Genomic DNA, 24879 nt, shown 5'->3' on the forward strand with positions numbered 1-24879 from the left:
ATCCTAACTACTTTGTCTACAGCCATATCACAAATGATGGAGATTTTTAATTTTTGGTTGTTCTTTTGTAGCTAAGGCTACTAAATTTCTCTGAAATCACCAGCCCTCGTGGACTGTTTTTTGTGCAAACAACCAACAATAACAGAGGCATTAAGCAGTGTTGAAAGCTAAATCTGGCTTCAGCACTGCTTAATTTTATTAAGGGGACTGGGGAGAAAAATTTTAGATTTTAGTAGGACTTACGCACCACAAGTCACGGAAGAATGAAGCACGAAGGAACGAAGTACACTTTCACCGGAGGTGTTCCCGAAGGGTAGGAAAGAGGGTTTGAGAGATATTTTGCGTAAGTCATGTTTAGATTGGAGTTGACAAAAACAATCCAAAATCCAAAATAAAAAACTCCTGCCGCCTGCCCCCTGCTATAACTTTTTTACAAAACTGTAGCTTATTTAACAAAAAAAAATAATTCATAATAATAGTATAAGTCAATACTGGATTTTAAAAACTGTAGTTTAAAAAAAGTAATTTCACCAAAGAAGATTGTTAGCATGAAAGATGTGTAAACCAAACGAAATTGTCAATTCAATAGTAATTAATAATTGTTTTATGGGGGAAACAAATAATGTCAATCAGTGAATAAAACTATTTAAAATTCACGTATTTTATGCTTTTTAATCGGCGTATTAAGCATTAATTTTGCATTAATTAATGTCCGATATATCATTGATAAAATTTTGTTTATTAGTATCAAAAAAATAGAATGTCATCTATCAAAGGTATTAAATATTAATATACAAAACTATGTGGTTTTGATGAAAATTTACCCCTGAAATCATCATTTATAAATTAAAATAAAGATTAATCAAAGTTTCTAAAGAATTCAGGTAAGCGTGAACAGCGTAAACTTGGAAACCCAAACTACCTTGTGATAATCAGCAACACACAACTTATGAACTCTACCAGTAACAAACGCATTGCTTTAATTTCAGTCCACGGTGATCCGGCGATTGAAATAGGGAGAGAAGAGGCTGGAGGACAAAATGTATATGTCCGTCAAGTGGGTGAAGCACTATCCCAACTAGGATGGCAAGTTGATATGTTTAGCCGGAAAATAAGTGTTGAACAAGAAAATATTGTGCAACATAATTCCCGCTGTCGAACCATTCGGTTAACAGCAGGTCCTGTGGAATTTGTACCACGAGATAACGGCTTTAAATATTTGCCAGAATTTGTAGAACAGTTATTAAAATTTCAAAAAGAAAACGGCTTTAAATATGAGTTGGTTCACACTAACTACTGGTTATCCAGTTGGGTAGGTTTGCAGTTAAAACAAATCCAAGGAAGTAAACAGGTTCATACATATCATTCTTTAGGCATCGTCAAATATAACACAATAGAAAATATTCCTTTAGTTGCTAGTCAACGTCTAGCGGTAGAAAAAGAAGTTTTAGAAACAGCAGAAAGAATTGTGGCTACAAGTCCACAGGAAAAACAACACATGAGAACTTTGGTTTCTCAACAAGGAAATATTGATATTATTCCTTGTGGTACAGATATTCGCCGTTTTGGTTCTGTGGAGAGAGAAGCAGCGAGAGCTAAATTAGGTATTGACAAAGATGCTAAGGTGGTGTTATATGTGGGACGTTTTGATCCACGGAAGGGGATAGAAACTTTGGTGCGTGCGGTGCGGGAGTCGCATTTTTTTGGTGATAAAAACCTGAAGTTAATTATTGGTGGGGGAAGTACACCAGGTAATAGCGATGGTAGAGAACGCGATCGCATTGAAGGAATAGTTAACGAGTTGGGGATGGGTGACTGTACAGTTTTCCCTGGTTTGTTGAAACAGGAAATTCTCCCCACTTATTACGCTGCGGCTGATGTGTGCGTGATTCCTAGCCATTATGAACCTTTTGGACTGGTTGCGGTGGAAGCTATGGCCTGTGGTACACCGGTGATCGCTAGTGATGTGGGTGGACTTCAGTTTAGTGTGGTGAATGAAAATACTGGTTTGTTAGTACCACCTCAAGATGTATCAGCGTTTAGTAATGCTATTGACAGGATTTTAGGTAATTCTGAATGGCGTGCGGAGTTGGGTAAAGCGGGTAATATGCGGGTAATGAGTAAGTTTAGTTGGGATGGTGTGGCGAGTCAGTTGGATTCGCTTTATACTGAACTGCTGCAATCGGTTAAAGAAAAAGAGCCAGCTTTGGTTGCTGGTTAGTTAATTAATAATCTTTTTTGACGGGTTTTTGATATCCTCTGGGTTTTCAGGGGATATTTTTTAGGAATTATGTATCCACTGTCAATAAATCTGTTCTATTTTAGTAGTTTGGGTTGAACAAAGTGAAACCCAACAAATGTCTATAAATGTTGGGTTTCGTTCCTCAACCCAACCTACAGAATTTTATTTTTTGGGCTTAACCGAAAAGTATTGGTTCAGGACTGCTATATTACAATTATATTATTAATTTCAACTACCTAATCATGACAACCATATCTATATAATTACCAGAAAGCATTTTTCACACATTAGGAAAATCCCCTGATGAATTAGCTAGAGACATGAAAATTGCTGCTGCTGTTAAATGGTATGAATTAGGATCGATATCTCAAGGTAAAGCGGCTGAGATAGCAGGTTTAAACAGAATAGAATTTATGGATGTTCTGATTCGTTATCAGGTTTCTCCATTTCAATATACTGCGGTCGAATTAGCCGAGGAAATTTTTTGTTTCCCACGCAAAGACGCAAAGACGCAAAGGAAGGAAAGAGGATATTAATTTACTCAAATAATGAAAGTTGTCCTTCTCTTTTTAGTCTCCAACTGTCTTCTCCTATCCGTTCTCCAATATCTTGTAAAACTGTGAGAATTGTTTGATTTTCTGGTGTTGTGCCGTTTTTTAAAAGTGGTAATAGATGCAATACTATTTCATCAAAGCTGGGGTTTTTTCTTTCTCGTTCCATTCTGCGTTCTCTGCGTCTCTGCGTGAAATCAAAAAATGTATTTTGTTAAATATCCCCAACTTCTTTTTTCATGATCTCAAAAAATAATCAAACTTGGACAGAAGTCGGCTATCTGGTAGGTTTTTCAGCCTTTTTCCCGATCAAGTGCAACAACGGATGAGTATAGCTTTGTTATCTCCCCACCTAAAGGCTAAAGTGGATAGAAAGTAAAGCAGGTACAACGATGGAAGTTCAAGAAATTAAAAAATTCCCCAAACCCAGAAAAATAGACAGTCAACCCACCCCAGCCCAGCACGTCAAGATATTAGACTGTAATCAACCAGTTAGTAGAGTTATATTTGAATGCTGGCATTGTAAACAAGGTATTTTGAGTGAAGTAGATGTCACCTCATCCCAATTTCTAGAAATTACCTGTCCCAGTTGTGGTAAAACAGGTTTAAGGCTGATGGCGGATAAAGTCCTGTCAACAACACCTATTCCTTCACCTTGGCAATAAACAGGTGACAGGTGACAGGTGACAGGTGACAGTTAAGAGGGAATAGGGAAAAATATTTTCCTCCTGTAACTCCTGCCTCCTGACTCCTGTTATATGTTGTTTATTAAATTCATAAACGAACCGCAGAGGCGCAGAGAACACAGAGAAAGAAGAAATTGTTAAACAGTTTGGCGCGGCCTCTTCAAAAAAATGATAATAAATCAAGTAGTAACTAAAAATCTCTCTTAAACCTTCTTCCCTTTGTGTCCTTTGCGTTCTTTGCGGTTCGTTCTTCCGTGATTCCTGCCTAAGTCCTATATCCTATAATATAACCTCAACCTAAAAACCGTATTATTGATAATTAATTATTTTGCAACCCGTAGACTTTACCACCCTCACCGCAACTTGCAGCGAACTCCGCGCTAACTGGCTACCCGCACGCACAGAACAAGTATATCAGCGCGATCGCCATACTATAGCCATAGCTTTACGCACCATGAAAAAGCGTGACTGGCTAGATATATCATGGCATCCCCAAGCGACACGCATTTGTATTGCAGAACCACCACCACGCACACCAGATACTTTCACTTTCAGTCAACAACTCATACATCAGTTGGGTGGTTTAGCTTTAATAGCTATAGATTTTATCGCCCCTTGGGAACGAGTGGTAGACTTTAAATTTGCCCGTCGTCCAGGAGAAGCAGCACTTTATCACCTGTATGTGGAAGTTATGGGTAAATATAGTAATGCTATTCTCACCGATGCTAATAACGAAATTATCACGGCCGCCCATCAAGTTAGTCAACAACAGTCTAGCGTTCGTCCGATCCAAACCGGTCAACCTTACGAAACACCACCCAAACTCACGGGAACTATCCCCAATTTAAACGAATCTCAAACACGCTGGCAAGAACGGGTGAGTTTAGTACCAGGTGCTATTAAAAAGCAACTCCTGAAAAGTTATAGCGGTTTAAGTGCAGCTTTGTTAGATTCTATGTTATTCGCTGCCAATATATCACCAGAAACCAATAGTGATATTTTAACCGCCCATGACTGGGATAGACTATTTAGCAAATGGCAAGAATGGTTACAAAATTTAGAACTTGGTAAATTTCAACCTGCGGTAACTGCCAAGGGTTACACTGTTTTAGGTTGGGGAGGAATAACACCAGCTAAGAATATCCAAGAATTACTCAATCAATATTATAGTGATCAATTAAATCAACAAACATTTTCTCAGCTACGTCATCAGTTAACCCAGAAATTAAGTAATATTTTGGGTAAGTTAAATATTAAAGCCCAAACCTTTAAAGACAGGTTGCAACAGTCAGATCAAGCAGATGAATATAAACAACAAGCGGATCTGTTAATGGCACATCTGCACAACTGGCAACCAGGGATGACTGAAATTATTTTAAATGATTTTGAGACAGGTAAACCAGTGGCGATCGCCCTGCAACCAGACAAAAACGCTGTCCAAAACGCCCAAAAACTTTACAAACAACATCAAAAACTCAAACGCGCCCGTGCAGCAGTCGAACCATTATTATTAGAAGTACAAGCAGAAATAGACTATTTGGAACAAGTAGAAGCCGCCATTTCCCAAATAGAGAACTACCAAAATACAGAAGACTTACAAGCTTTAGAAGAAATACGCGATGAACTCATAGAACAAAAATATTTAGAAGACTTAGAATATCGTCGTCGTAGCAACACCGAAACCGCAAGTACAAACTTTCATCGTTATCGCACCCCTAGCGGTTTTGAAGTCTTGATCGGTCGTAACAACAATCAAAATGATTATCTCACATTTCGGGTAGCTGGAGATTATGATTTATGGTTTCATGCCCAAGAAATACCCGGAAGTCACGTATTATTGAGACTAGAACCCGGCGCAGTTGCCGAAGAAGCAGACTTAGAATACACAGCCAACCTAGCAGCATACTTTAGTCGTGGCCGTGAAAGTGAACAAGTACCAGTTGTTTACACCCAACCCAACCGAGTCTATAAACCCAAAGGTGCAAAACCCGGACTTGTGGTTTATAAACAAGAAACGATAATTTGGGGAAAACCACAAGTAATAGGGAATAGGGAATAGGGAATAGGGAACAGAAAATTCTTTTTTTATCCTCCTGACTCCTGACTCCTGACTCCTGACTCCTGACTCCTGAACTCCTGAACTCCTGTCATAACTTCCTGACTTTTAGACCTTGACGGATCTTCCTCATCTGCCTGTAAATATAAAGACTTCCTTAACTTGGGACATATATTTTTTGAGAATTTTATAGAAAAATCTGTACCGCCTGTTACAATCTTGTTAAGAAAAGTTGCCCGTTGCATTTTGGGAACGTGCAATTTGGTTTTGACTCTACTGAGAAGACAACACGAACAACGTTTTTAAATTTTTTTTGACCAGCCCGTGGGAAGGCTGGTTTTTTATTTAACAACGTAGGGGCAAACCCCCCGTGGTTGCCCCTATTCCCTATTCCCTATTCCCTATTCCCTGTTCCTAGAAACTAAAGGTAGTTCTCAACGCCCCAATTACCACATCATTATTATTATTGTTATGGTCTGGTGCGGTTAACCAAATAACTCCAGGGGTAATGGTGATATTGTCGTTGAGTTTATATTGATAAAATGCTTCGATGTGATATGAGGTGTTTTGGTCTTTGAATTGTGTCAAGTTGGTACTTGTACTGGTAACTTTTGGCTCCATGCCGACGATAATACCAGCTAAGTTACCTTTTTTACCCAAGTCTCGGAAACCAAGGGTGACAGCATAGTTCCAAATATCTACATCTCCTCTTGTACCTGTTAACACATCACTCTTGGTATATCCACCCCAACCACCTAACACAAATTTATCACTAATGCCTATGGATGCTTGCACACCGTAGGAATTACTGGAAAATGAATTGGTTCCAAAAAAGTTAGATGTGGCGTTATTGCTACCTGTAGCTAGTCGTGTATTGTAGGAATTGATGTAAGTTAAACCAAGGGTAATGCGATCGCTTGGTTTTACAGTCAACTGTGCCAAAGCACCATAAGGACCATCAAACAAACCACTTCCACTGGCAGGGTTATTCGCTGAATCTGCTAAATACCCTAAACTTACTCCCACCTTATCGCTAAACTGGTGAGTTACTCCCAAACCCGCACCACCTATTTGGTTATAAATAGGGTTGCGTGTACCAAAGGTAGATAAAGCACCAAAAGCACCATCACCGTCAAAAATGTTCACTGTACTGGTAATGTCGTCTATTGCACCACCGGCGGCGATCGCTATTGCTTGGGTTTTCTCACCAAGAGGGAATCTATACGATAGTGTTCCCAGTACAGACGTGGTAGTACTACTAGCTTCAAAAGCCAAATTTCCTTCCTCTGTTAGCAAGTTAGGAGTGTCGATATTATTACTCTCAATTCTGGTAAACAGTGTATCTTTACCCGTAAAACTGCTGACAAATTCAATTCTTGCTCGCGCCCCAAGAGTAGTATTTTTATCTGTAATAGGTGTTCCGTTAACTTGATCACCTGATAAAACATCACTAACAACGGCTACAACTTGACCTTGCAGTTTAGTAGTGGTCGAAAACTGATTTGCTTCTAACTCAGAAGTCTTTGCTTCCAAAGCATCCACACGCCCCCGTAAGGTTGCTAGTTCCGCAGAAAATTCTTCTTGCAGTTTTTGGATAGTTGCTAAGTCTTGTTTTGTGACTCCATCAGCAGTTGCAGTAGCAATTAATTCATTCACCCGATCCAAACAAGCATTCAAACCTGCTGCAAATTCATACCTGGTTAATGCGCGATTTCCCCGATAAGTTCCGTTAGGATAACCTGCAATACAACCATAACGTTCTACTAAAGACTGTAATGCTTGAAATGCCCAGTCTCCTGGTTGTACATCTGACAACTGAGATACTGAAGTAACTTGTGATATTAACTCTTGCTGAGAATAATTTGTTTCTGTTTTCCCTGCTGGTTCACTTGCGAAAACAGATGTATTTGCACATAGTATAATGCTGCAAATAGCTGGACTGGTAAGATGATTCCACTTTTTAGCCATTTTTCCACACACCCATTGATATTTCACAACTGTACCGAGAAGTCTATTTGCTACGTTTTTTGACAAAGCTGAGTAAAGTAATTTTTAAAACTATGTAGCTAAAAATCTCTCAGCACTTAAGAAACGTAATCTTAAAGCAGTCTTCCCGAAAAAAATGTAATCTACATTACTTAAATTACAGCATCTTGCAAATAGTGCATAGTTTTTTTGACAATAATTTTTTTGACAGTATTATGTGAAAATGATAATGGTTCTTATATTAATGTATAATGAGTATAATTTTCAATGGAAAGTTGACCTAAAATCAAAAATTATTCTCAAGAAAGGAAAAGCAAATGACAGTGAATATTATAAAACAAGAGATAAAAAGCTATAAACAGAGAATTTATCTGATATTTACTCTATTTTGCTGTTTAATTGCCTCTGGTTGTCAGCAAACACAGAATAATACAGCGGAAAATGGTGTACAGTCCTCACCATCACCTGTACAAAAGGTACAAAACTCAGAGAAACCCAAAGTAGTAACTACGTTTTTACCCGTGTATTTATTTACGAAAGCTGTAGTTGGAGATGTAGCAGATGTAGAGATTTTAATTCCACCAGGTACAGATGTGCATGAATATCAGGCTACACCGGATGATGTAAAGGCGATCGCCACAGCCAAAATTTTGGTAAAAAATGGCTTAGGTATGGAAGAATTTCTTAGCAATACCATCAAAAATGCGGAAAATTCTAAATTAGTAGAAATTGATGCCAGCAAAGGTATTAAAGTAGTAAATGATATATCACCAGTAGAGGAAGTAAAAGACCACGATCATGATCACAAACATGAACACGCAGAGGGAAACCCTCATGTTTGGTTAGATCCAGTTTTTGCCAAACAGCAAGTTATCAATATTAGAGATGGTTTAATTAAAGCTGATCCAGCCAATAAAGAAGTTTATCAAAAAAATGCTGCCGCTTATATTCAAGAATTAGACAAATTAAATAATGAATTTCAGCAGACGTTAAGCAAAACACCCAACTGTACTTTTATCACCTTTCATGATGCCTTTCCTTATCTAGCCCAAAGATACAACCTCAAGCAAGTTGCAGTGGTGAAAATTCCCGAAGATCAACTTTCACCAGCAGACGTAAAAAAAGCCGTCAATGCAGTGAAAAAGTACCAAGTCAAAACCTTATTTAGTGAACCAGGAGTAGATAACAAATTATTGAATAGCTTATCTCAAGATTTGAACTTGAATTTATATCCTCTTACTTCTTTAGAAACCGGGGAAACCAACCCACAATATTATTTTCAGGCAATGAGAAATAATTTACAGAGTTTAGCAACAGGATGTAAATAATTGATAATTGATAATTGATAATTCAAAATCAAAAATTCAAAATCCAAAATCTAAAATCGAATGACTGACGATCCACAAGCAACGACATTACCAATATTAAAAGTAGAAGGTTTAACGGTCTATCAAGGAAGCTATTTAGCTATACGGGATGTTTCCTTTGAATTATTTCCTGGAACAGATACAGCAATAGTGGGACCAAATGGCGCTGGTAAAAGTACCTTGGTTAAAGCTATTTTAGATTTAATTCCTCGTAGTTCTGGAACAATAGAAATTTTTGGTCGCCCTATTTATCGGTTAGGAAATTTGCGTAACCAGTTGGGATATATGCCACAAAACTTTATTTTTAATCGCAGTTTTCCTATTTCTGTGAGTGAGTTAGTAGAACTGGGAATAGGTGACAGGGAACAGGTAAAAGGTCAAAATAAACATCTATTTTTAGCCAAGTTTTGGCAAAACAAACAAGAAAAATCAGCCGCAGTCAAAGCAGCTTTACAACGTACAGATGCTTATCATTTAAGAAATCAAGCTATTGGTACTCTGAGTGGTGGTCAACTAAAAAGAGTATTGTTAGCTTATTGTTTGGTAAGTCCGCGCAAATTGCTAGTATTGGATGAAGCTTTTGCTGGGGTAGATATGCAAGGTGCGGCTGATTTTTATGCCTTGCTAAATGAGTTAAAACGGGAGGAAAATTGGACAGTGTTACAGGTTTCCCATGATATTGATATGGTAAACCGTCATTGCGATCGCGTGCTTTGTCTGAATCAAACTTTAGTGTGTTCTGGCCATCCAGAAATTGCCCTTTCACCACAAAATCTCTTAGCAACGTATGGACCCGGTTTTAGTCGTTATCAACACCATCATTAAATAATAGGGAATAGGGAATAGGGAATAGAAGTTTTAACATTTAACTTTATTTTCCCCAATCACCAATCACCAATCACCAACTTAATCTTTTTCATCCAAATGTTCAGCGACTGCTTGATAAAGATGGAAAATATGACTATCGTGGAGGCGATAGAAAACATTACGTCCTTGTTTACGGTAAGTCACCAAACGCATAGCACGTAAGTTTCGCAGTTGGTGAGAAACAGCAGATTCACTCATTTCTAATAACGCTGCTAAATCACTCACACAAAATTCTTTGTTAGCTAATAATGACAAAACTCTGAGGCGGTTAGCATCTCCTAAAAAACTAAAAAATTCCGCCATGCGTTGGGCTTTTTCTGTGCTAATTAATTCATGAGGAATGGCTGCAAGATTATTTCTATCTAAAGTAATGGATGGACGAATTTGAATCATGGTTTTTTTAAAATCAATTAATTTATTTATAGAGAAACCGAAAAAATCATACTCACAAAATTTGCTCTAGATTTGGATATTTAGTCAGAAAATGAAAGATAATCTATTTATATTATAAATGAAAAATGCGGTAAAATCAAAGATATGAAGTTATTGATTGATGTTCAAAGCAACTTGTTTTTATTTAGTGTTAATAATTTTGCTGAGTTGGTAAACTTATTACAATTCCCTTTTATGCAACGTGCCATTATCGGTGCTGTATTAATGGGAATACTGGGCGGTTTACTGGGCAGCTTTGTGACTTTGCGGCAGTTATCTTTTTTTAGTCATGCTGTTGGTCATGCTGCTTTGGTAGGGGTAGCATTAGGAGTGTTACTAAATACAAATCCTCATTGGATGTTGTTGCCATTTACTTTAATTTTTGGTGTAGTTGTCCTCTATTTAATTGACAAAACAGATTTAGCCAGTGATAGTGTTCTGAGTATAGTCCTATCCGGGTCATTAGCTATTGGTGTGATCCTCAGCAGCATGATTAAGGGATATCAGGGTAATTTGATGGCGGTATTATTTGGCGATATTCTGGCCATTGATAGGACGGATTTAATTTTGACGGTGCTGGTGCTGTTGGGTAGCAGCGTTTTTTTATTGTCAACTTTGCGATCGCAAATTTTGTTAACCCTTAACCCTGATGTTGCCCAAGTCCAAGGCGTTCCTGTTCAATTATATCGCTATGGGTTTGTCATTTTACTATCTTTAGCCGTCGCGGTGGCAATTAAAGCTGTTGGGGTTTTATTGGTAAATGCTTTTTTAGTCATTCCCGCTGCTACAGCCAAACTTATCAGTCACCATTTTAGCCGCTTTCTCATTCTATCGGTGATAGTTGGTTCTTGTAGTAGCATCGCTGGAATGATGGTTTCTGGAGTGTTTAACCTGGCCTCTGGTCCGAGTATCGTTCTAGTGCAGTTCCTGGTGTTCGTCTTTGTTTTCGCTGGGGTGAAGTTCGGGAAGCAGGTAATAGGGAACAGGTGACAAGTGATGGGGGTGAAAGTCTTTTTATATATCGGTTTGATCATCTTGGCGGTTGCCATCAAAAATAAATAAAATTTTTTTTGATAAACCCCTTGACTAATCCTTTTTCCTCTGCTACATTTAGTAATCGTGGCGAACATAAAAAAAGCCCGCGCCGGGATAGCTCAGTCGGTAGAGCAGAGGACTGAAAATCCTCGTGCCACCAGTTCAAGTCTGGTTCCTGGCATTTGAATTAAATAGCTAGAAAACCCTGAAGATAAGGGTTTTCATGACTATCATGCTAGAAACAATCAAGTTTATAGTGAATCGAGTTTATGGTGGGAGCTTTTTACACAGGTGAAGTGAGAGAAAATTGATATAAAACCAACCTTAAGTTTTGCAGTTAGTCTTGTAAAAACAAACGAGCGCGGAGGGATTTGAACCCCCGACCCACAGAACCGGAATCTGTTGCTCTATCCACTGAGCCACGCGCCCTTACATATACATTTGGAATTATAACATAGTTACTAAAATATAGTCAAATATTTCTAGCTTGCTAAGGTTCTACACCTTAGAGGGCTAACTACAAGCCACAATGTTCGGTTCCTATCATCAGATAGAGTTCCGAACTACTTTTACCTTTTTTCAGTTCTGATTTGATTAGCTACTCTTGAAAATGTTTTATTTCGTCTAATTTATAGGATTTCCTGGCATACAGGAACTATGGTTAGGTTAATTCTAACTCTCCGCACTCTCAGATCAGGACTTTCACCACTTTTCAAGGATCTACGCTTCTTGAACTCAAGACTAGTATATCACACACGTTCACATTTTGCATCACAGATGCAGACAAAAATTGATCATATTTTTGTACCACAGATGTTAATATTTGACTATATCTGACTATATTGTTGTTATTTAAACCTAATACTTTTTGAGTTTGACCAGAAACCAGAATTAATTTATATAGCCGTGGACAGGGTGGTTAGGACATCAGTTTTACTCCTGACTCCTGACTCCTGACTCCTGACTCCTGCTATAAATAATCTGCGGGGTTAACAGGTGAATCATTGCGACGGACTTCAAAATGCAGGTGTGGTCCTGTAGATAACCCGGTAGAACCGACAGCAGCGATCGCTTGTCCTTTTTGTGCTGATCTGCCTGATAAACTAACTTTAACTGATGACGACGACTGATAACATCACTTAAATTTCGGCTTTGTAGCAAAACAGCCAAACCTTGGGAAAATTGCGATCGCTGTAAAACTCGTAATCGCATTATGCCCAAACCTTTGCAAAAATTAACACCCATAACTATTACTTATGCAGCTAGGGGAAGAGCAAAAATTGATGAGGATGATAAAGTTTAATGTACTTACTTGATACTGATACACTAACGCATCTACACGCAGGAAACATCAATGTAGTCAAGCAATTAAATTTTGTTGATGATGACATAATTGCTATTACCATTATTACTAAAATAGAGGTGTTGAGAGGAATAAAGCTAATTATGAAGAAACGCCCAGGAATTTTATTACTTACTTTAGTTATCCCTGGTTTTTCGGTAGTATTAATATCGCTGTATTTTTTTGTTTTAGACTATTCTGCACTGATCAAAGCTGAAAACTATGTAGAACAATTAGCAAAAGATAAAACTGCTAATGAAAGAAGTCTACAATTTGCTTATCATCGAGCTTTAGCCCATCGAATTAATGTTTTTGCAGATGCTACTTGGGGATTATTAGGTGGTGTAATTACCGCCATAGGTATTCATGGTTTAGTAATATTAAAAGAGAAAGAATAAATATCTAAATCTGGGTAGTTTACATTCAATGAAAATCCTGTAAATCTTCAAATCCTGGACATCCTGATTCTGAAAAATATAAAGTTGAGATCCCCGACTTCTATGATTAATATATCATTAATTGACAATATCAAAAAAAATCGAGGATCTGAATTTATCCTAAGTTTGCAGTTTTCCAACTTGCTAAATCTGCTAAGGATCTATCTCGATAACGTCCATATTTTTCTGGTTTACTTTTTATTTTCACACCCAAATCTGGTACAATACCAAAATTAGGTGGCATGGGTTGAAAATGCTTAGGTGCAGCGGAACTAATAAACTCAAATAATGCCCCCATCATGGTAGTATTCGGTAACATTAAAGGTTCTTTTCCTAAAGCGATTCTCGCTGCATTTGTTCCCGCTAACCAACCACCAGCAGATGCAGCAGTATAACCTTCTGTTCCTATTAATTGTCCTGCTGCTAATAAAGTATGACATTGTTTAAATTGCAAAGTTGGTAACATTAATTGGGGTGCATTTAAAAAAGTATTGCGGTGCATAACTCCCAATCTGACAAACTCAGCATTTTCTAAACCAGGAATCATTCTAAAAACTCGTTTTTGTTCACCCCAACGTAAGTTAGTTTGAAAACCCACCATATTCCAAAGTTGACAGGCTTTATCTTCTTGACGCAACTGCACCACAGCATAGTTACGATCTCCGGTTCTACTATCAGATAAACCCACTGGTTTCAGGGGACCATATCTCATAGTATCTTCCCCTCTTTGTGCCATTTCTTCTATTGGTAAACAAGCTTCAAAAAATTTCGCAGTTTCTCTTTCAAAGTCCTTTAATTCTGTTTGTTCAGCTTCACAAAGTGCCTGTCGAAATTGTAAATACTGCTCTTTATTCATGGGACAATTGAGATAAGCTGCTTCACCTTTGTCATAGCGGGAAGCCATAAAAGCAATATCTTTATTAATAGAATCACCGCTAATTATGGGGCTGGCTGCATCAAAGAAATTGAGATATTCCATCCCCGTAAACCGCTGTAAATCTGCGGATAAATCGGGACTGGTTAAAGGTCCAGAAGCTAACACTACAATACCTTCAGGAATTTCTTTAACTTCTCCTCTGCGGAAATCAATTAAAGGATGATTTGCTAAAGTTTGGGTTAAGTCTTCCCCAAATTGTCCTCTATCAACTGCTAAAGCACCACCAGCAGGAACAGCGTGTTCATCAGCTTTAGAGATGATAATAGAACCGAGTTGACGGAGTTCTTCGTGTAATAAACCGGCTGCGCGATCGCTGGCCATTGCTCCAAAGGAGTTACTACATACCAACTCGGCTAAATTTTCGGTATGATGGGCAGGACTGAAGCGTTTAGGGCGCATTTCATGGAGAATGACAGGAACGCCGGCTTGGGCTATTTGCCATGCTGCTTCTGTTCCTGCAAGTCCACCGCCTATTACTTGTATGGGTTGTTGTGTCATAGTTGTTTTTTTAATTACTTGGTTTGGTTAAATATATTTGAAAATTGTTGAACAAGCCGCTGCATCGGCATTTTTAGCTTACCTCAAAGGGGTAATTTTGCAATCCGATTAAGCCACTCCTCTGCACTGGATACTGCCCAAATCAGCAATAGTTCGTCAATAATGACTTCAAGTGGTAACTTCCGAGAAACAATGATAACGCCTGTACTTTGCTTGTTGGTAATGAATTGTGCAAACTCTGATGGCATTGTTTTACGATCATGGCTGACAAGGATACGCCCCTGCTGTGCAGCCATTCCTAATACTTCTGAATCTTTTACACCTTCTAAGCCAGCAACAAAGGCAGTTTGAAAATCAATGCTGGGTTCTCGTCGCAGAACTCCCGTTACAATAGATTGATTCAAATCAGCATCGGCTTGATAGCGAATATTCACAATCTCACCTGCTGTCTTGCTTTTTTCGCTGCCTTGAGTTTGTCATATAAAATAGGATCACTGGTTTCTAGTGGTTGAGGCATAGTATCAAAAGCCGCTTCCTCATCTGCTAAGTAAGTATCAATCTCAGCGCGGTTAGCTAGATAAAACGTGATTCCTCCATAAACCTGTTCTAAGGTTAGCAGAGGAAAAGATTGAACGATACTTTCAGGTGATAAGCCTTTTCGGAAAGCATAGACAATCGAATCTAGAGAAATCCGTGTTCCTTCCACCCAATATCCATCGTTCCGATACTCTACGTAAGTTTTAGCTGCAATAACTGACATAAATTTACTCGCTGGTCTAGCTATTTATAATCATAATATGATTTGTTTTCTTAAACTTTCAGGAATATAAGTAGACACAATAATTTAAGGATTTAGTAAACTATATCCACGCCAACGCAGTAAAACAGCAGCTTGGGCTTTACGTAACATAAACAAATCCGCTTCATGTCTGAGGGATATTAAATTTAATCTTTCGTTTTCTGCTAATGTACCGCTAGAATTTTTGTCAAGTAAGGTATTATATTCTTCCATATCTGTTGCTGTTTTATGACTATGGAAAATTTGCCAGAGAGTATGATCATCTAATTTATCTAAAGCGGCAATTTCCGCTTGAAATTCCTCTGGTACATCATCCCATGCAGGTGGACTACCTACTTGTAAAGCACGTAGTATGATTTCTTCTAAAGGACGTTGAGTGGCATGGGCGGTATTGACTAATCTTTGATAAATAATTTCGGGTACATAAAAATCTGTAATTTTGGAAGCTCTGAGAAAGCTTTTAACTTCTACTGCGATTTTTTGATTTTCTTTCTCTGCACCAATCAAATATTCAGCGCCTAAATCAATCTGAATATTTAAGTTACCTATACTTAAATATAGAGGATCATCAGAGATAATCCAACCCTCTTGGGTAAGAGCTTGTTTAACTAAATCATGGAAGATATCTTTTCTGGACATTTCATCATGCGTCCACTTTTACATTCATGCTGATGTCGCAACCTAAGCTATTTACTTATTTAATTTTTGATCAAAAGCTGAAAAATATACGGTGGCTACTATGTTTGATGCCATGAGTTCACCGTATATTTCTTAACTACTAATTATAAACAGTTAAATAGCAAACGTCAATATCTATTTTTTTCAAAATAGCACCAAAAACTAAATAATAACTTTTCTCAGTGATTAAGTATCTTTTTATTCACGAGTATTGAGAAATTTTATGGGATATACACGGTGCGCTGAAAATTTGATGCCATGAGTTCACCGTGTATTTTAAACACTTACAAACTTGTAAGTTTTAGTGCAGTCTCTATGTACATACTAAAGTTTATGTTTAGCAGTTATAAATTAGCTTACTCCCGGATACCCGTTCATGCACTGTATTTTTCCCATCCTTACGGTAAGGTTAACTAATTACATAGAGAATAAGCATCTTCCCAAGAAGAAATAGAATTAGCTTTAATAATCCAAAGTTCAATGATTTTTTTATCTCCAGACGTTACTCCCAGAAATTCAGAAATTGCATCTTTATCTTTTGCCAGCCATTTATCAAAATTATCTTTTTTCCTGGGATTTGGTGTATCTAGTTTATATTATATATTTTCTCTCTCCAAAACCTCACCTTCCCATTTTCCCGCAGTTTTATCAAAAAAATCAGCAGGATATCCTAATTCTTCTGGTGTTGGTAGTTTATCTTCAGAAACATCACTAATAATAATGACTAATTCTTGATTAGCGAAATGTTGAGGAAGTTGTAACAACAATTTACCATCAGCGTCAACTTTTGATTTCAGTGTAAGTTTCATAAAATTACCTTATTAACATCTGTAATTATTATATTTTAGACCTTCACTCTAACAACCACCCAAACAACTCACCAACCGTCAATTGTAAATCACTAGCAAAAGAAGGTACAGGAATCAACATATCTAATTCATCAAAAACCTCAATTTGCTGATTTGCATGATAAATAAAAACGGTTTTTTCACCTGGATCAATTAACCAACCCATTTGAGTACCATATTTTAAACAATGCAAAATATTTTTAGTTACCTTGGTCTGATTTTGATCAGGTGATAAAATTTCAATTGTCCAATCTGGATAGGTGAGAAATGTATTAGCAACTTCTCCATTTTCGTCACGGGGAATTCTATCCCAAACAAAAACCGCAATATCCGGTACTATTGAACGTCCACCAAATGTACAACGTAACTCAGGAAATGCACGAGCGATTTTTTGAGGTTTGACGACAACATTAATTGCAGGTACAAGTTCACCTTGAAGTATACTATGTTTTCCCTGTGGCATCGGTTTCTGAATAATTTGACCTTCAATATACTCACTAGCTGGTTTCGTTTCTGGTAGTTGCAGAAACTCTTCCAATGTGAGAGTTTTTTGTATTGCGTGTACCATTTTGATGACTTTGAGAAATTTAAACCTATTTTACTACTATCTACATCATAGATAAAGGCCAGACTAAAAGCCTGACCTAACTAGGGTTTGCGGAAAAAGTCTTTCCGTTGAGGCAGGAGGCAAGAGGAAATTTCAAAATTTCTTTTTCATCTCTCGAACTCGACAAAAGTGCAAGGTTTTTGAGACATAAGACAAAAACAAAGTCCACGCAGGTGGACTCATGAAAATCTTATTTATTGTTGCATGAATATCAACTACTTAATCCTTGAATAAATGGCGATATTGCAGCCACAAAATCAACAGTTGATTCATAAGGTAACACATTTCTCCCCTTAATTTTCATCCCTCTTCCTTGGGGTAAACAAGAAAGATAACTGGCTAAATTATCTTCTGCTGTATCTGTTTTTCCTTCTTTACTAATAGCTGATGCTTGCTCTCCAAAAACTACTAATGTTGGTTTTTGCATAGCTGCAATATCATGACTATAATCCCGTTGCCAAAACCTCGCTAAAAAGGAAAATACAGCATAGCGTCCACCCATATTTTGAGCATCTGCTATTAAAGTATTTAACCATTCTTCATCAACAGCATCACCTGATGCAAACAATCTTTCTGTGGAAAAAGAAACTAAAAATTTGCGAGTACGTGCATAACGGAAAAACGCATTTCCTATGGGTGAATCAAAAATAGCCCACAGCAATTTTTGCCGCCATTGAGGAGCATTTTTAGTAATAATACTCCATGATGTTGGTCCAGAAAGTACCAGTCCAGAAATTAAATTAGGTTCTAATTTCACTAATTCAATTGCTACTGGAAATAAAGCACCCTGCACTATTAAAATTACAGGTTTTTTAACGATATTTTGTAAAAAATGCTGTAATTGTTTTGCCCAATCAATTGGTGTATAAGCTTTTCTGGGTGTATCACTTTCACCACATCCCAATAAATCGGGTTTGTAAATGATATTGCCATGATTTGTATTATACCACTCACAGCAAAAACGCTGCCAAAAATGCCGTGATAAACCTACACCAATAGGATGAATTAATAATAAAGGCACACCTGAAACTTCAGAATTTATCGGTTGATGTACTTCATAAGCACAACGATAATTTCCCAAATTGTAAAATTGGGTAGGAGATGCGGAAATGGTAGAGGAATTAGCTAACATTGGCGGCATAATTATCAACTTCAATAGTTGCTAAAAAATGATGTGGGGATGAATAAACTCGTATCCTGCATCCTTTAGCTTTTGATTAGACACCCAGGTATTATATTGACGGTTACTCTTGTTTGTTGCATCCCATATCACATTCGGTAAATTATGTTTTGTCAGGACATTATCAATTAATTCTCGACTGGTGAGATGGCTATCATCGACCAAATTATAAATACCTTGTAAGCGGTGTAGACGAGCAAATTCTATAGCCCTAACAATATCATCTAAATGCACCCAATTTGTGATTTCTTCACCGTTACCGGGACGAGTTGTACCAGCAACCCTGCCAAAGATTTTCACCAGTTCTCTACCCTGTCCATAAATTCCCCCTAACCGCAAAATACAAACCCGCAGACTTTCATTTTCTGCTGATAGTAACACATCTTCAGTTTTGCGGAGAATTTGAGCATTAAAATTAGGGGGTGCTGGTGGTGTTTCTTCATCTACCCAAACACCATTTCTATCACCATAAATAGAATAACTACTTGTATATATCAAGTGGTGAATATTGGGAGAATGCTTGAGGATAGAAACTACAGTTTTTGCAGTTTCCAAATAAGTTTCTTCATAGGTAGTTCCACTTTTTGCGCCTACGCTTAACAAGACGACATCTTGATTTTTTAAGACAGAATTGAGAGATTCATAATCATTGCCTTTAGTGACTACTACTTTTTGAGCTACTGTTTGTAGTCCAGGGACTCGCTCAGGAGTTGTTGTAGTTGCAGTGATAATAAAATTTTTATTTTGCTGCCAATATTGAGAAACTGCACAACCAACATAACCACATCCAATTATTGCTATATTCATGACTATCTAAATACGAAAAATTAAATTACTTGTCCAATTCAATTTGTCACAATCGTTAATTAAAAGAGTTTCTAAGTAATAACTGTCGCTAATTTTTCAGTAACTTTTTCCTGAAAATTTAAACAGCAAAACCTAAATACCTTTTGAGACAAAATATCAACCCCCTCAAGTAGCTTCAATCAGAACATTTGAAAATTTCTGTAACATAAGATACTCTTTTTCATAAATTCATGGGATCAGGAATACTACCAAGTTTCCCATATGCAGGTAAGGTTAACTTAGTTCTTCATGTTTTGTCATTAACTCATTGTCATTAACTCAGGGTATTTCAGCGATGAATTGCGCCATCAGGCATAATAGCGCCAGTTAAGTTAGCACCTATTAATTTCACTAGCAAGCGATCGCCTGAACGAATCCTCGCACCTGTTAAGTCAGCACCCCGCAAGTCAGCACCACTGAGATCCGCACCAATCAAATTAGCCGAGCGTAAATTTGCTTCTCTCAAATCTGCTAACAACAAGTTAGCTCTAAATAAATTGGCTTCCGACAAATCCGCACCTCTAAGATTAACTTTGTGCATAAAAGTATCACTGAGATTAGAACCGCTTAAATTGGCATAACTCAAATTTCTGCCAGATAAGTCTTTATTACTTAAATTAGCGCGACTAAAATCTTTTCCGCTCAAGTCAGGATTTGGATTTGGTGGTTGATAATTTGTTTGTGTGGGTTGATAATAACTCGAAGATGGTTGTTTGGGTTGAGTAGGTCTAGAATAATTTGCAGTTTGAGGTTGATCTTTTAGGGAACGTAATTTTTCACGAGCCTCATTCAAAGCTTTTATCTTGTCTTGAGCTTTTTGTTGCAAGCGGTGGTTATCTTTAGGTAGGCGATCAGGATGCCAAACAAACACTAAATCTTTGTAAGCCTGGTTAATCTCTTCTAGTGTTGCTCCAGGCTCTAAATCTAAAACTCTATAATACCGCTCCAGTTCGCTCATCATGATGTACAGGTGAAAACTTAAATAATAATTACATTATGCGAGATGTCGTTCTCTTAGGTACAGGTGACTGGTGATTGGTGATTGGTGATTGGTGACTGGGAAGAGTTATTCTTAATTACGAATTACGAATTACGAATTACGAATTACGAATTACGAATTATGCCATTTGTCCACTGAGTGATCCCACGCCAATATGCCCTAATGGGAATTTGATAAACTTCAATAAAAATCCAAACTATAATTGCTGAATGTGACAAAAATGTGAGTAATGTCCAAACATAAGGTATCCAAGAAAGAGGAACATCTGGTTTTGGTGGTAAATAATAAGCTCCTATGCCAATTAAAATAGTAGGTAAGATCACAAAAGCAATTGCGGCTAACACATAGCCCCAACCTAATTCTACACCTTCTAACTGGGCTTGAGTCCACTTAAAGCCATTCCACCGCCAAACCAGGGGCGGTTGTCTAGAAGGCATTTTAATTTGTTGTGTTTCCAAATTGACAGTAAAAATTTCGTGACAAAAGTCACAAGACATAGCCTCCATTAACGGCATAGAGGAAATTTTACCAACACGACACACAGGACAAGGGTAATCTTCTTGAAAATTTAAAGAGGTAGAAAAAATTTTGGGATTGGTCATAATCAAACTGGTACTTCTCAAAAAATTAATATTGTTCCAGTAGTTCTGTGCAAGCTCAATGACAATTAATATTAATAATAAATCAACTCAAAACCATTAATTGTCATATTTTTAACCATTCATACTGATACAGCGTTCAGAACTTCAAATTGGATTATTAGTAAATAATTATCATGATATGCTGTTGAGATGTTTTTGGCTCAGACATAGATATAGTGCAGCATGGCGAAAATAACTATCCAGTGAAAAAACCAGTGAAAAAAAAGTAGAAAAAGTTAATAAAGCTTACTTTCTTACCTCGTACTGAGTTAAACTGACAAACAAGTTAATACAAAAAATTAATCGGCTGATCCTGGGCTTGGGCATGACTCCAATGGAACACTGGCAATTTCTGATACAGAAGCAGGGCGATCGCAATTGGCAAACCCTGGAATCGCCAAATTTAAGAATTTTCGCAGGTAAGTACAGAGTTTTGGCTCGTTCTCACCTTGCTAATACAAATGTAGAAGTGCGGGTAATTCACTCCTCAATTCAGGAAGTTCCAGCCAAACGCCGCATTTTTAAACGTTTGCGTCGTACCAATGCAGAGGGGCTGATGGCAGTAATTCCCTTTACTGACCTCAAACCGGGAATTTGGGAATTACGTTGCTCTGCCGACTTAATGACGAATATACTGGGAAAATCCTGGCAATATAGCCTCATCCTTAAAGTTTTGCCCCTAGAGTTGAATGAGCAACCATTGTTAGGTAGTGGTGATCAATTTAACGAAGAGTCCCAGGTGACACCCACTCAGGAAGATGAATTTGCAGTTGCTTCACCCAGCAACCTGGACATCAATCCTTTGTCTACAGCAACCGCAGAAGATACAATCATCAATCAGCCGGTTAGCCCAGTATTATTCAAAGGGGAAACAGCCGAACAAATTTTACAAAGCGTCCTCGATTTAGCTTTACCCAGTTCTGAATCTTGGGATGAAGAACAATCAGATGAGGATATTTCACCAGTTGTATCCCCACCCTCACCACTCCATTTATCTCTAGAACGGGATACCTATATTGCTCGTTGGGGAAAAACTTTGACAGTAAATGGGTATGTGGAACTGGCAGAAATTGACAATTTGGCAAATGAAATATTATCTACAACTAATATTAATCATTGTTTTCAACTACAACTAATTAGTCAACTGCGATCGCCTTTAGAATCCAATATCTTAGCTCAATTCACACAGCCTTTAACAGATCAAATCTTACCTTTTACATTTAGTAGTATCATTGAAATTCCCAAAGACTGTGAATCTAAGTTGATTTTGTCCAATATTAGTTTATATGGCACTCTAACCAAAGGTGGCGAAGTCATACTGTTAGCCAGCCATCCTTTCATAATTACAGCAGATGTCACTGAATTACTGACCGTTACCTCAGCAAAATCTAGAGAAAAATCTAGTCCACCAGACTTGTTACCTGATGATAACTTACCACCAACTGAGGATGTCGCAACCAAACCAAAACGACCTCATCGTGTAAGTTTAGAACTATTCAATATCGTCAAAACTCCCAAATTAGCGCAGTTTCATATTTTAAAACCAGCAGCTAACAAACCTCTACCCCCAAGAATAAAACCATTGGTTGTTTTGGATGGAAGTTCACCCACACTGCCAAAATTACCCCGGATTCACAAAAATGCGATCGCTGGCAATTCTGCCAATGCAGACTCCAGCTTATCAGAAGGAACTGTCAACAACCCTAGTCAGATACCACCCATAAATCTGGACAAACTGGTGATCAAACAGGTTAAAACTTCTTTCCCATACTTGAAACGTTTAAAACCTGCAACAGAACCAAACTCAAAAACCAAAAACAATCTGCCCAAATTGATTGAAATTCAATTATCAAAGCCAGAAAATACACCAGAATTACTACCCAGCAAGGAACATGAAGAAACTTCTGTGGTGGAATTGATAGAAAATGAATTGATAGAAAATGAATTGATAGAAAATGAATTGATAGAAAATACAATTCCTCAAGTTCCTATTCTCGATATCGAGGAATTAAATACACCAGAAATCACACCACAAGAAACCACAGTCAACACACCAGTAGAAACCACAGTCAACACAACAGAAATCACTCCAGAAACATCTCCTCTGATTCAAAAATGGATCAAGAGTCAAGGATACTTATTAGATGAAGGAACAGAGTTGGTATATCTAGAGGATAATACTAATGAAGAAGTTGATACTCAGCAGACTAATAATACAGATAATATCAGTGAATCAACGGATGAGCCTCCTGTAATTCTGAATGATGAAAATCCTGATGTTCCACCCGCTTTTACAGATGAATTACTTCTCAATTTAAATTTAGATGCAGAAATAGAAGTAGAAGAAGTTATAGATTTGCCAGAACACATGATTCTAGGCACAAGTGAACCAAACCCCGAACCAGAATCATCTCCCAACATATCTCAATTGTTGTCTCAAGAAATAGTTCTAGATGATACATATATGACCTTGAGCAATGAAGACCGCAATCAACCTTCTGAACCACAGGAACAACTGCTGGATGTATCTCCTCCGGTACTAACATCTTTACCCACACCCCAACTGTTTTTACCCAATGGTGAATTACTTGCTGGCTCATCTATAAAAGTGCGCTTAGAACTGTCCCAAGCATCATCAACAGTTGTATTAAAGTTATGGGTGGAAGATTACCAAACTCGTGGGTTGCTAGACGGACCTCATCTGATCCAAGATTTGCGGACTACCCCTTGGGGAAATTGGGAAGCGATCGCTCAATTAATTGTACCTTTAGGTTGTCTAGAAGTGTTAGTAGGGGCGATCGCTCTCGATACAAGTACCCAACAGGAAAGCCATAAAGTTACAATAGTTAAAACTGTCATACCTCCCAACTTACCGACAATGGAACTCGATGAGGTACTGGGAATGTAAACGGTTTTGTTAAAAATCTTGAGAATTTCCAAAAAGAGGCGGAATTTTGCAGTAAGCTCCTAAGTGAATTGTAGTGTGACTTCCAAGGACTCTTACTATGTCAACTTCATTTTTGCCTTCAATTCTGGCTTATTCTTCATTTTTGCCTTCCATTTTCGTTCCTTTGACTGGTTTGGTTTTCCCAGCAGTCGCTTTCGCGTTTATGTTTTTATATATTGAACGCGAAGATATTGCTTAATTTTTAAGTCATAGGTAATGGGTAATCGGTAATTAACTGCTGTGTTTTTTACCAATTACCCGTACCTATAGCCAGCCGATTTAATTTCATGACTAAGTGATAAAAGTGATAAATATGTATAAACAACTGAAAGAAATCAGTATTTTATCTGTTACAGTTACAATCATAAGTTTATCAATATCACAGGTAAGTATTGCTGCGCCGAAAGGGTTTAAGACCCCCAGTGGTAATATTTTCTGTGAGTTAATGGAAGGTGAAGATATTAATACCAACAGTTTGCGCTGTGAAATCGCTAGTGACCTGAAACCCCAACCACCTCAACCTTACCGTGGATATTGTGAATTTGACTGGGGACGTGGTTTGATGTTACCTGCAACCAGTAAACCGGAAATTCTTTGTATTAGTGATACCATTGCTGACCCTAATAAATCTGTTCTTGGTTATGGTCAAACTTGGAATCATGGCGGGTTTAAGTGTGTTTCCCAAAGAAACGGACTAACTTGTACTAATAGTAATGGTATTGGGTTCTTCCTGAGTCGGGAAAAATGGCGGGTATTGGGACAATAAATGAGGGGCTAGTAACTGAATCAAAATATCTACCTAAATCTACTCATATCTGATTAAATAGGAAGCTATCATGAGGATATGAGTAAGTTTAAACAATCATCTCTAACAGCAACAAAAATTTCTCGGTTAAT

General features: G+C 37.6%; 24 protein-coding genes, 2 tRNA genes and 1 pseudogene. 12 read left to right on the forward strand and 15 right to left on the reverse strand.

Annotated elements, in window-relative coordinates; genetic code table 11:
- Positions 1-949: 949 nt before the first annotated feature.
- On the forward strand, positions 950-2221 hold the full coding sequence (locus K2F26_RS15950; RefSeq protein ID WP_194059008.1) for a glycosyltransferase family 4 protein: 1272 nt from the start codon (positions 950-952) through the stop codon (positions 2219-2221).
- Between the two features lie 296 nt (positions 2222-2517).
- Entirely contained in the window at positions 2518-2778 is a 261-nt protein-coding gene (locus K2F26_RS15955) for a UPF0175 family protein (protein WP_246605615.1), read from the forward strand.
- Position 2779: 1 nt separating this feature from the next.
- Here K2F26_RS15955 and K2F26_RS15960 read toward each other — a convergent pair whose 3' ends face one another.
- Entirely contained in the window at positions 2780-2962 is a 183-nt protein-coding gene (locus tag K2F26_RS15960) for a hypothetical protein (RefSeq protein ID WP_220608606.1), read from the reverse strand.
- Positions 2963-3185: 223 nt separating this feature from the next.
- On the opposite strand from K2F26_RS15960, the gene K2F26_RS15965 reads away from it, so the two are divergent.
- Together K2F26_RS15965 and K2F26_RS15970 are read left to right on the forward strand one after the other, a co-directional pair.
- Entirely contained in the window at positions 3186-3458 is a 273-nt protein-coding gene (locus K2F26_RS15965; protein ID WP_194059006.1) for a hypothetical protein, read from the forward strand.
- Between the two features lie 349 nt (positions 3459-3807).
- Entirely contained in the window at positions 3808-5538 is a 1731-nt protein-coding gene (locus K2F26_RS15970; RefSeq protein ID WP_194059004.1) for an Rqc2 family fibronectin-binding protein, read from the forward strand.
- A gap of 411 nt (positions 5539-5949) precedes the next feature.
- On the opposite strand, the gene K2F26_RS15975 is transcribed toward K2F26_RS15970, so the two are convergent.
- Positions 5950-7503 carry an iron uptake porin gene (locus K2F26_RS15975; protein ID WP_220608607.1) on the reverse strand — a complete coding sequence of 518 codons (1554 nt, stop codon included), beginning with the start codon at positions 7501-7503 and terminating at the stop codon, positions 5950-5952.
- A gap of 335 nt (positions 7504-7838) precedes the next feature.
- On the opposite strand from K2F26_RS15975, the gene K2F26_RS15980 reads away from it, so the two are divergent.
- Positions 7839-8849, forward strand: a complete 1011-nt coding sequence (locus tag K2F26_RS15980) for a metal ABC transporter substrate-binding protein (RefSeq protein ID WP_220608608.1) — start codon at positions 7839-7841, stop codon at positions 8847-8849.
- Between the two features lie 60 nt (positions 8850-8909).
- Positions 8910-9713, forward strand: coding sequence for a metal ABC transporter ATP-binding protein (locus tag K2F26_RS15985; RefSeq protein ID WP_220608609.1), 804 nt, complete (start codon positions 8910-8912; stop codon positions 9711-9713).
- Positions 9714-9794: 81 nt separating this feature from the next.
- Here the strand turns inward: K2F26_RS15985 and K2F26_RS15990 are convergent, their stop codons facing one another.
- Positions 9795-10148 carry an ArsR/SmtB family transcription factor gene (locus K2F26_RS15990; protein ID WP_220608610.1) on the reverse strand — a complete coding sequence of 118 codons (354 nt, stop codon included), beginning with the start codon at positions 10146-10148 and terminating at the stop codon, positions 9795-9797.
- 144 nt (positions 10149-10292) lie between these two features.
- Here K2F26_RS15990 and K2F26_RS15995 point away from each other — a divergent pair, with 144 nt between their 5' ends.
- Together K2F26_RS15995 and K2F26_RS16000 are read left to right on the forward strand one after the other, a co-directional pair.
- Complete coding sequence (locus K2F26_RS15995; RefSeq protein ID WP_220608611.1) at positions 10293-11177, forward strand: metal ABC transporter permease; 885 nt, start codon at positions 10293-10295, stop codon at positions 11175-11177.
- Between the two features lie 153 nt (positions 11178-11330).
- A tRNA-Phe gene (locus K2F26_RS16000) sits at positions 11331-11403 on the forward strand.
- 175 nt (positions 11404-11578) lie between these two features.
- Here the strand turns inward: K2F26_RS16000 and K2F26_RS16005 are convergent.
- Positions 11579-11651: transfer RNA gene (locus tag K2F26_RS16005), tRNA-Arg, on the reverse strand.
- 541 nt (positions 11652-12192) lie between these two features.
- A pseudogene (locus tag K2F26_RS16010) lies at positions 12193-12312 on the reverse strand (M23 family metallopeptidase); the annotation flags it as partial.
- Between the two features lie 212 nt (positions 12313-12524).
- Here K2F26_RS16010 and K2F26_RS16015 point away from each other — a divergent pair.
- A complete protein-coding gene (locus tag K2F26_RS16015) occupies positions 12525-12962 on the forward strand; it encodes a hypothetical protein (protein WP_367890307.1) in 438 nt (145 codons plus the stop codon).
- A gap of 154 nt (positions 12963-13116) precedes the next feature.
- Here the strand turns inward: K2F26_RS16015 and trmFO are convergent, their stop codons facing one another.
- From trmFO to K2F26_RS16070, 10 genes are all read right to left on the reverse strand, one after another.
- Positions 13117-14436 carry an FADH(2)-oxidizing methylenetetrahydrofolate--tRNA-(uracil(54)-C(5))-methyltransferase TrmFO gene (trmFO, locus tag K2F26_RS16020; RefSeq protein WP_220608612.1) on the reverse strand — a complete coding sequence of 440 codons (1320 nt, stop codon included), beginning with the start codon at positions 14434-14436 and terminating at the stop codon, positions 13117-13119.
- An 83-nt stretch (positions 14437-14519) separates the two neighbouring features.
- On the reverse strand, positions 14520-14870 hold the full coding sequence (locus K2F26_RS16025) for a DUF5615 family PIN-like protein (protein ID WP_246605387.1): 351 nt from the start codon (positions 14868-14870) through the stop codon (positions 14520-14522).
- Positions 14867-15196, reverse strand: a complete 330-nt coding sequence (locus K2F26_RS16030) for a DUF433 domain-containing protein (RefSeq protein WP_194058992.1) — start codon at positions 15194-15196, stop codon at positions 14867-14869. Before K2F26_RS16030 ends, K2F26_RS16025 begins: the two co-directional genes overlap by 4 nt.
- An 84-nt stretch (positions 15197-15280) precedes the next feature.
- Positions 15281-15874 carry an element excision factor XisH family protein gene (locus K2F26_RS16035; protein ID WP_194058990.1) on the reverse strand — a complete coding sequence of 198 codons (594 nt, stop codon included), beginning with the start codon at positions 15872-15874 and terminating at the stop codon, positions 15281-15283.
- Positions 15875-16509: 635 nt separating this feature from the next.
- Complete coding sequence (locus K2F26_RS16045) at positions 16510-16722, reverse strand: hypothetical protein (RefSeq protein ID WP_220608613.1); 213 nt, start codon at positions 16720-16722, stop codon at positions 16510-16512.
- A 43-nt stretch (positions 16723-16765) separates the two neighbouring features.
- The gene (locus K2F26_RS16050; protein WP_220608614.1) at positions 16766-17329 is read right to left on the reverse strand and encodes a Uma2 family endonuclease; all 564 of its coding nucleotides are present in this window, start codon (positions 17327-17329) and stop codon (positions 16766-16768) included.
- Between the two features lie 250 nt (positions 17330-17579).
- Complete coding sequence (locus tag K2F26_RS16055; RefSeq protein WP_437441034.1) at positions 17580-18509, reverse strand: alpha/beta fold hydrolase; 930 nt, start codon at positions 18507-18509, stop codon at positions 17580-17582.
- Between the two features lie 21 nt (positions 18510-18530).
- Positions 18531-19355, reverse strand: a complete 825-nt coding sequence (locus K2F26_RS16060; RefSeq protein ID WP_194058984.1) for an SDR family oxidoreductase — start codon at positions 19353-19355, stop codon at positions 18531-18533.
- 328 nt (positions 19356-19683) lie between these two features.
- Complete coding sequence (locus K2F26_RS16065) at positions 19684-20352, reverse strand: pentapeptide repeat-containing protein (protein WP_220611909.1); 669 nt, start codon at positions 20350-20352, stop codon at positions 19684-19686.
- A gap of 146 nt (positions 20353-20498) precedes the next feature.
- Entirely contained in the window at positions 20499-20996 is a 498-nt protein-coding gene (locus tag K2F26_RS16070; RefSeq protein WP_220608615.1) for a hypothetical protein, read from the reverse strand.
- A 364-nt stretch (positions 20997-21360) separates the two neighbouring features.
- Here K2F26_RS16070 and K2F26_RS16075 point away from each other — a divergent pair, with 364 nt between their 5' ends.
- The 3 genes from K2F26_RS16075 to K2F26_RS16085 all read left to right on the forward strand — a co-directional run bounded on the left by K2F26_RS16075 (position 21361) and on the right by K2F26_RS16085 (position 24748).
- Positions 21361-23943 (forward strand): hypothetical protein, encoded by a 2583-nt coding sequence (locus tag K2F26_RS16075; RefSeq protein ID WP_246605388.1) that lies wholly within the window; start codon positions 21361-21363, stop codon positions 23941-23943.
- Between the two features lie 97 nt (positions 23944-24040).
- Positions 24041-24181 carry a photosystem I reaction center subunit VIII gene (gene psaI, locus K2F26_RS16080; RefSeq protein ID WP_096565957.1) on the forward strand — a complete coding sequence of 47 codons (141 nt, stop codon included), beginning with the start codon at positions 24041-24043 and terminating at the stop codon, positions 24179-24181.
- A gap of 114 nt (positions 24182-24295) precedes the next feature.
- The gene (locus K2F26_RS16085) at positions 24296-24748 is read left to right on the forward strand and encodes a DUF6636 domain-containing protein (protein WP_220608616.1); all 453 of its coding nucleotides are present in this window, start codon (positions 24296-24298) and stop codon (positions 24746-24748) included.
- Positions 24749-24879: the final 131 nt, after the last annotated feature.

The organism is Sphaerospermopsis torques-reginae ITEP-024 (assembly GCF_019598945.1).
Lineage (GTDB): Bacteria > Cyanobacteriota > Cyanobacteriia > Cyanobacteriales > Nostocaceae > Sphaerospermopsis.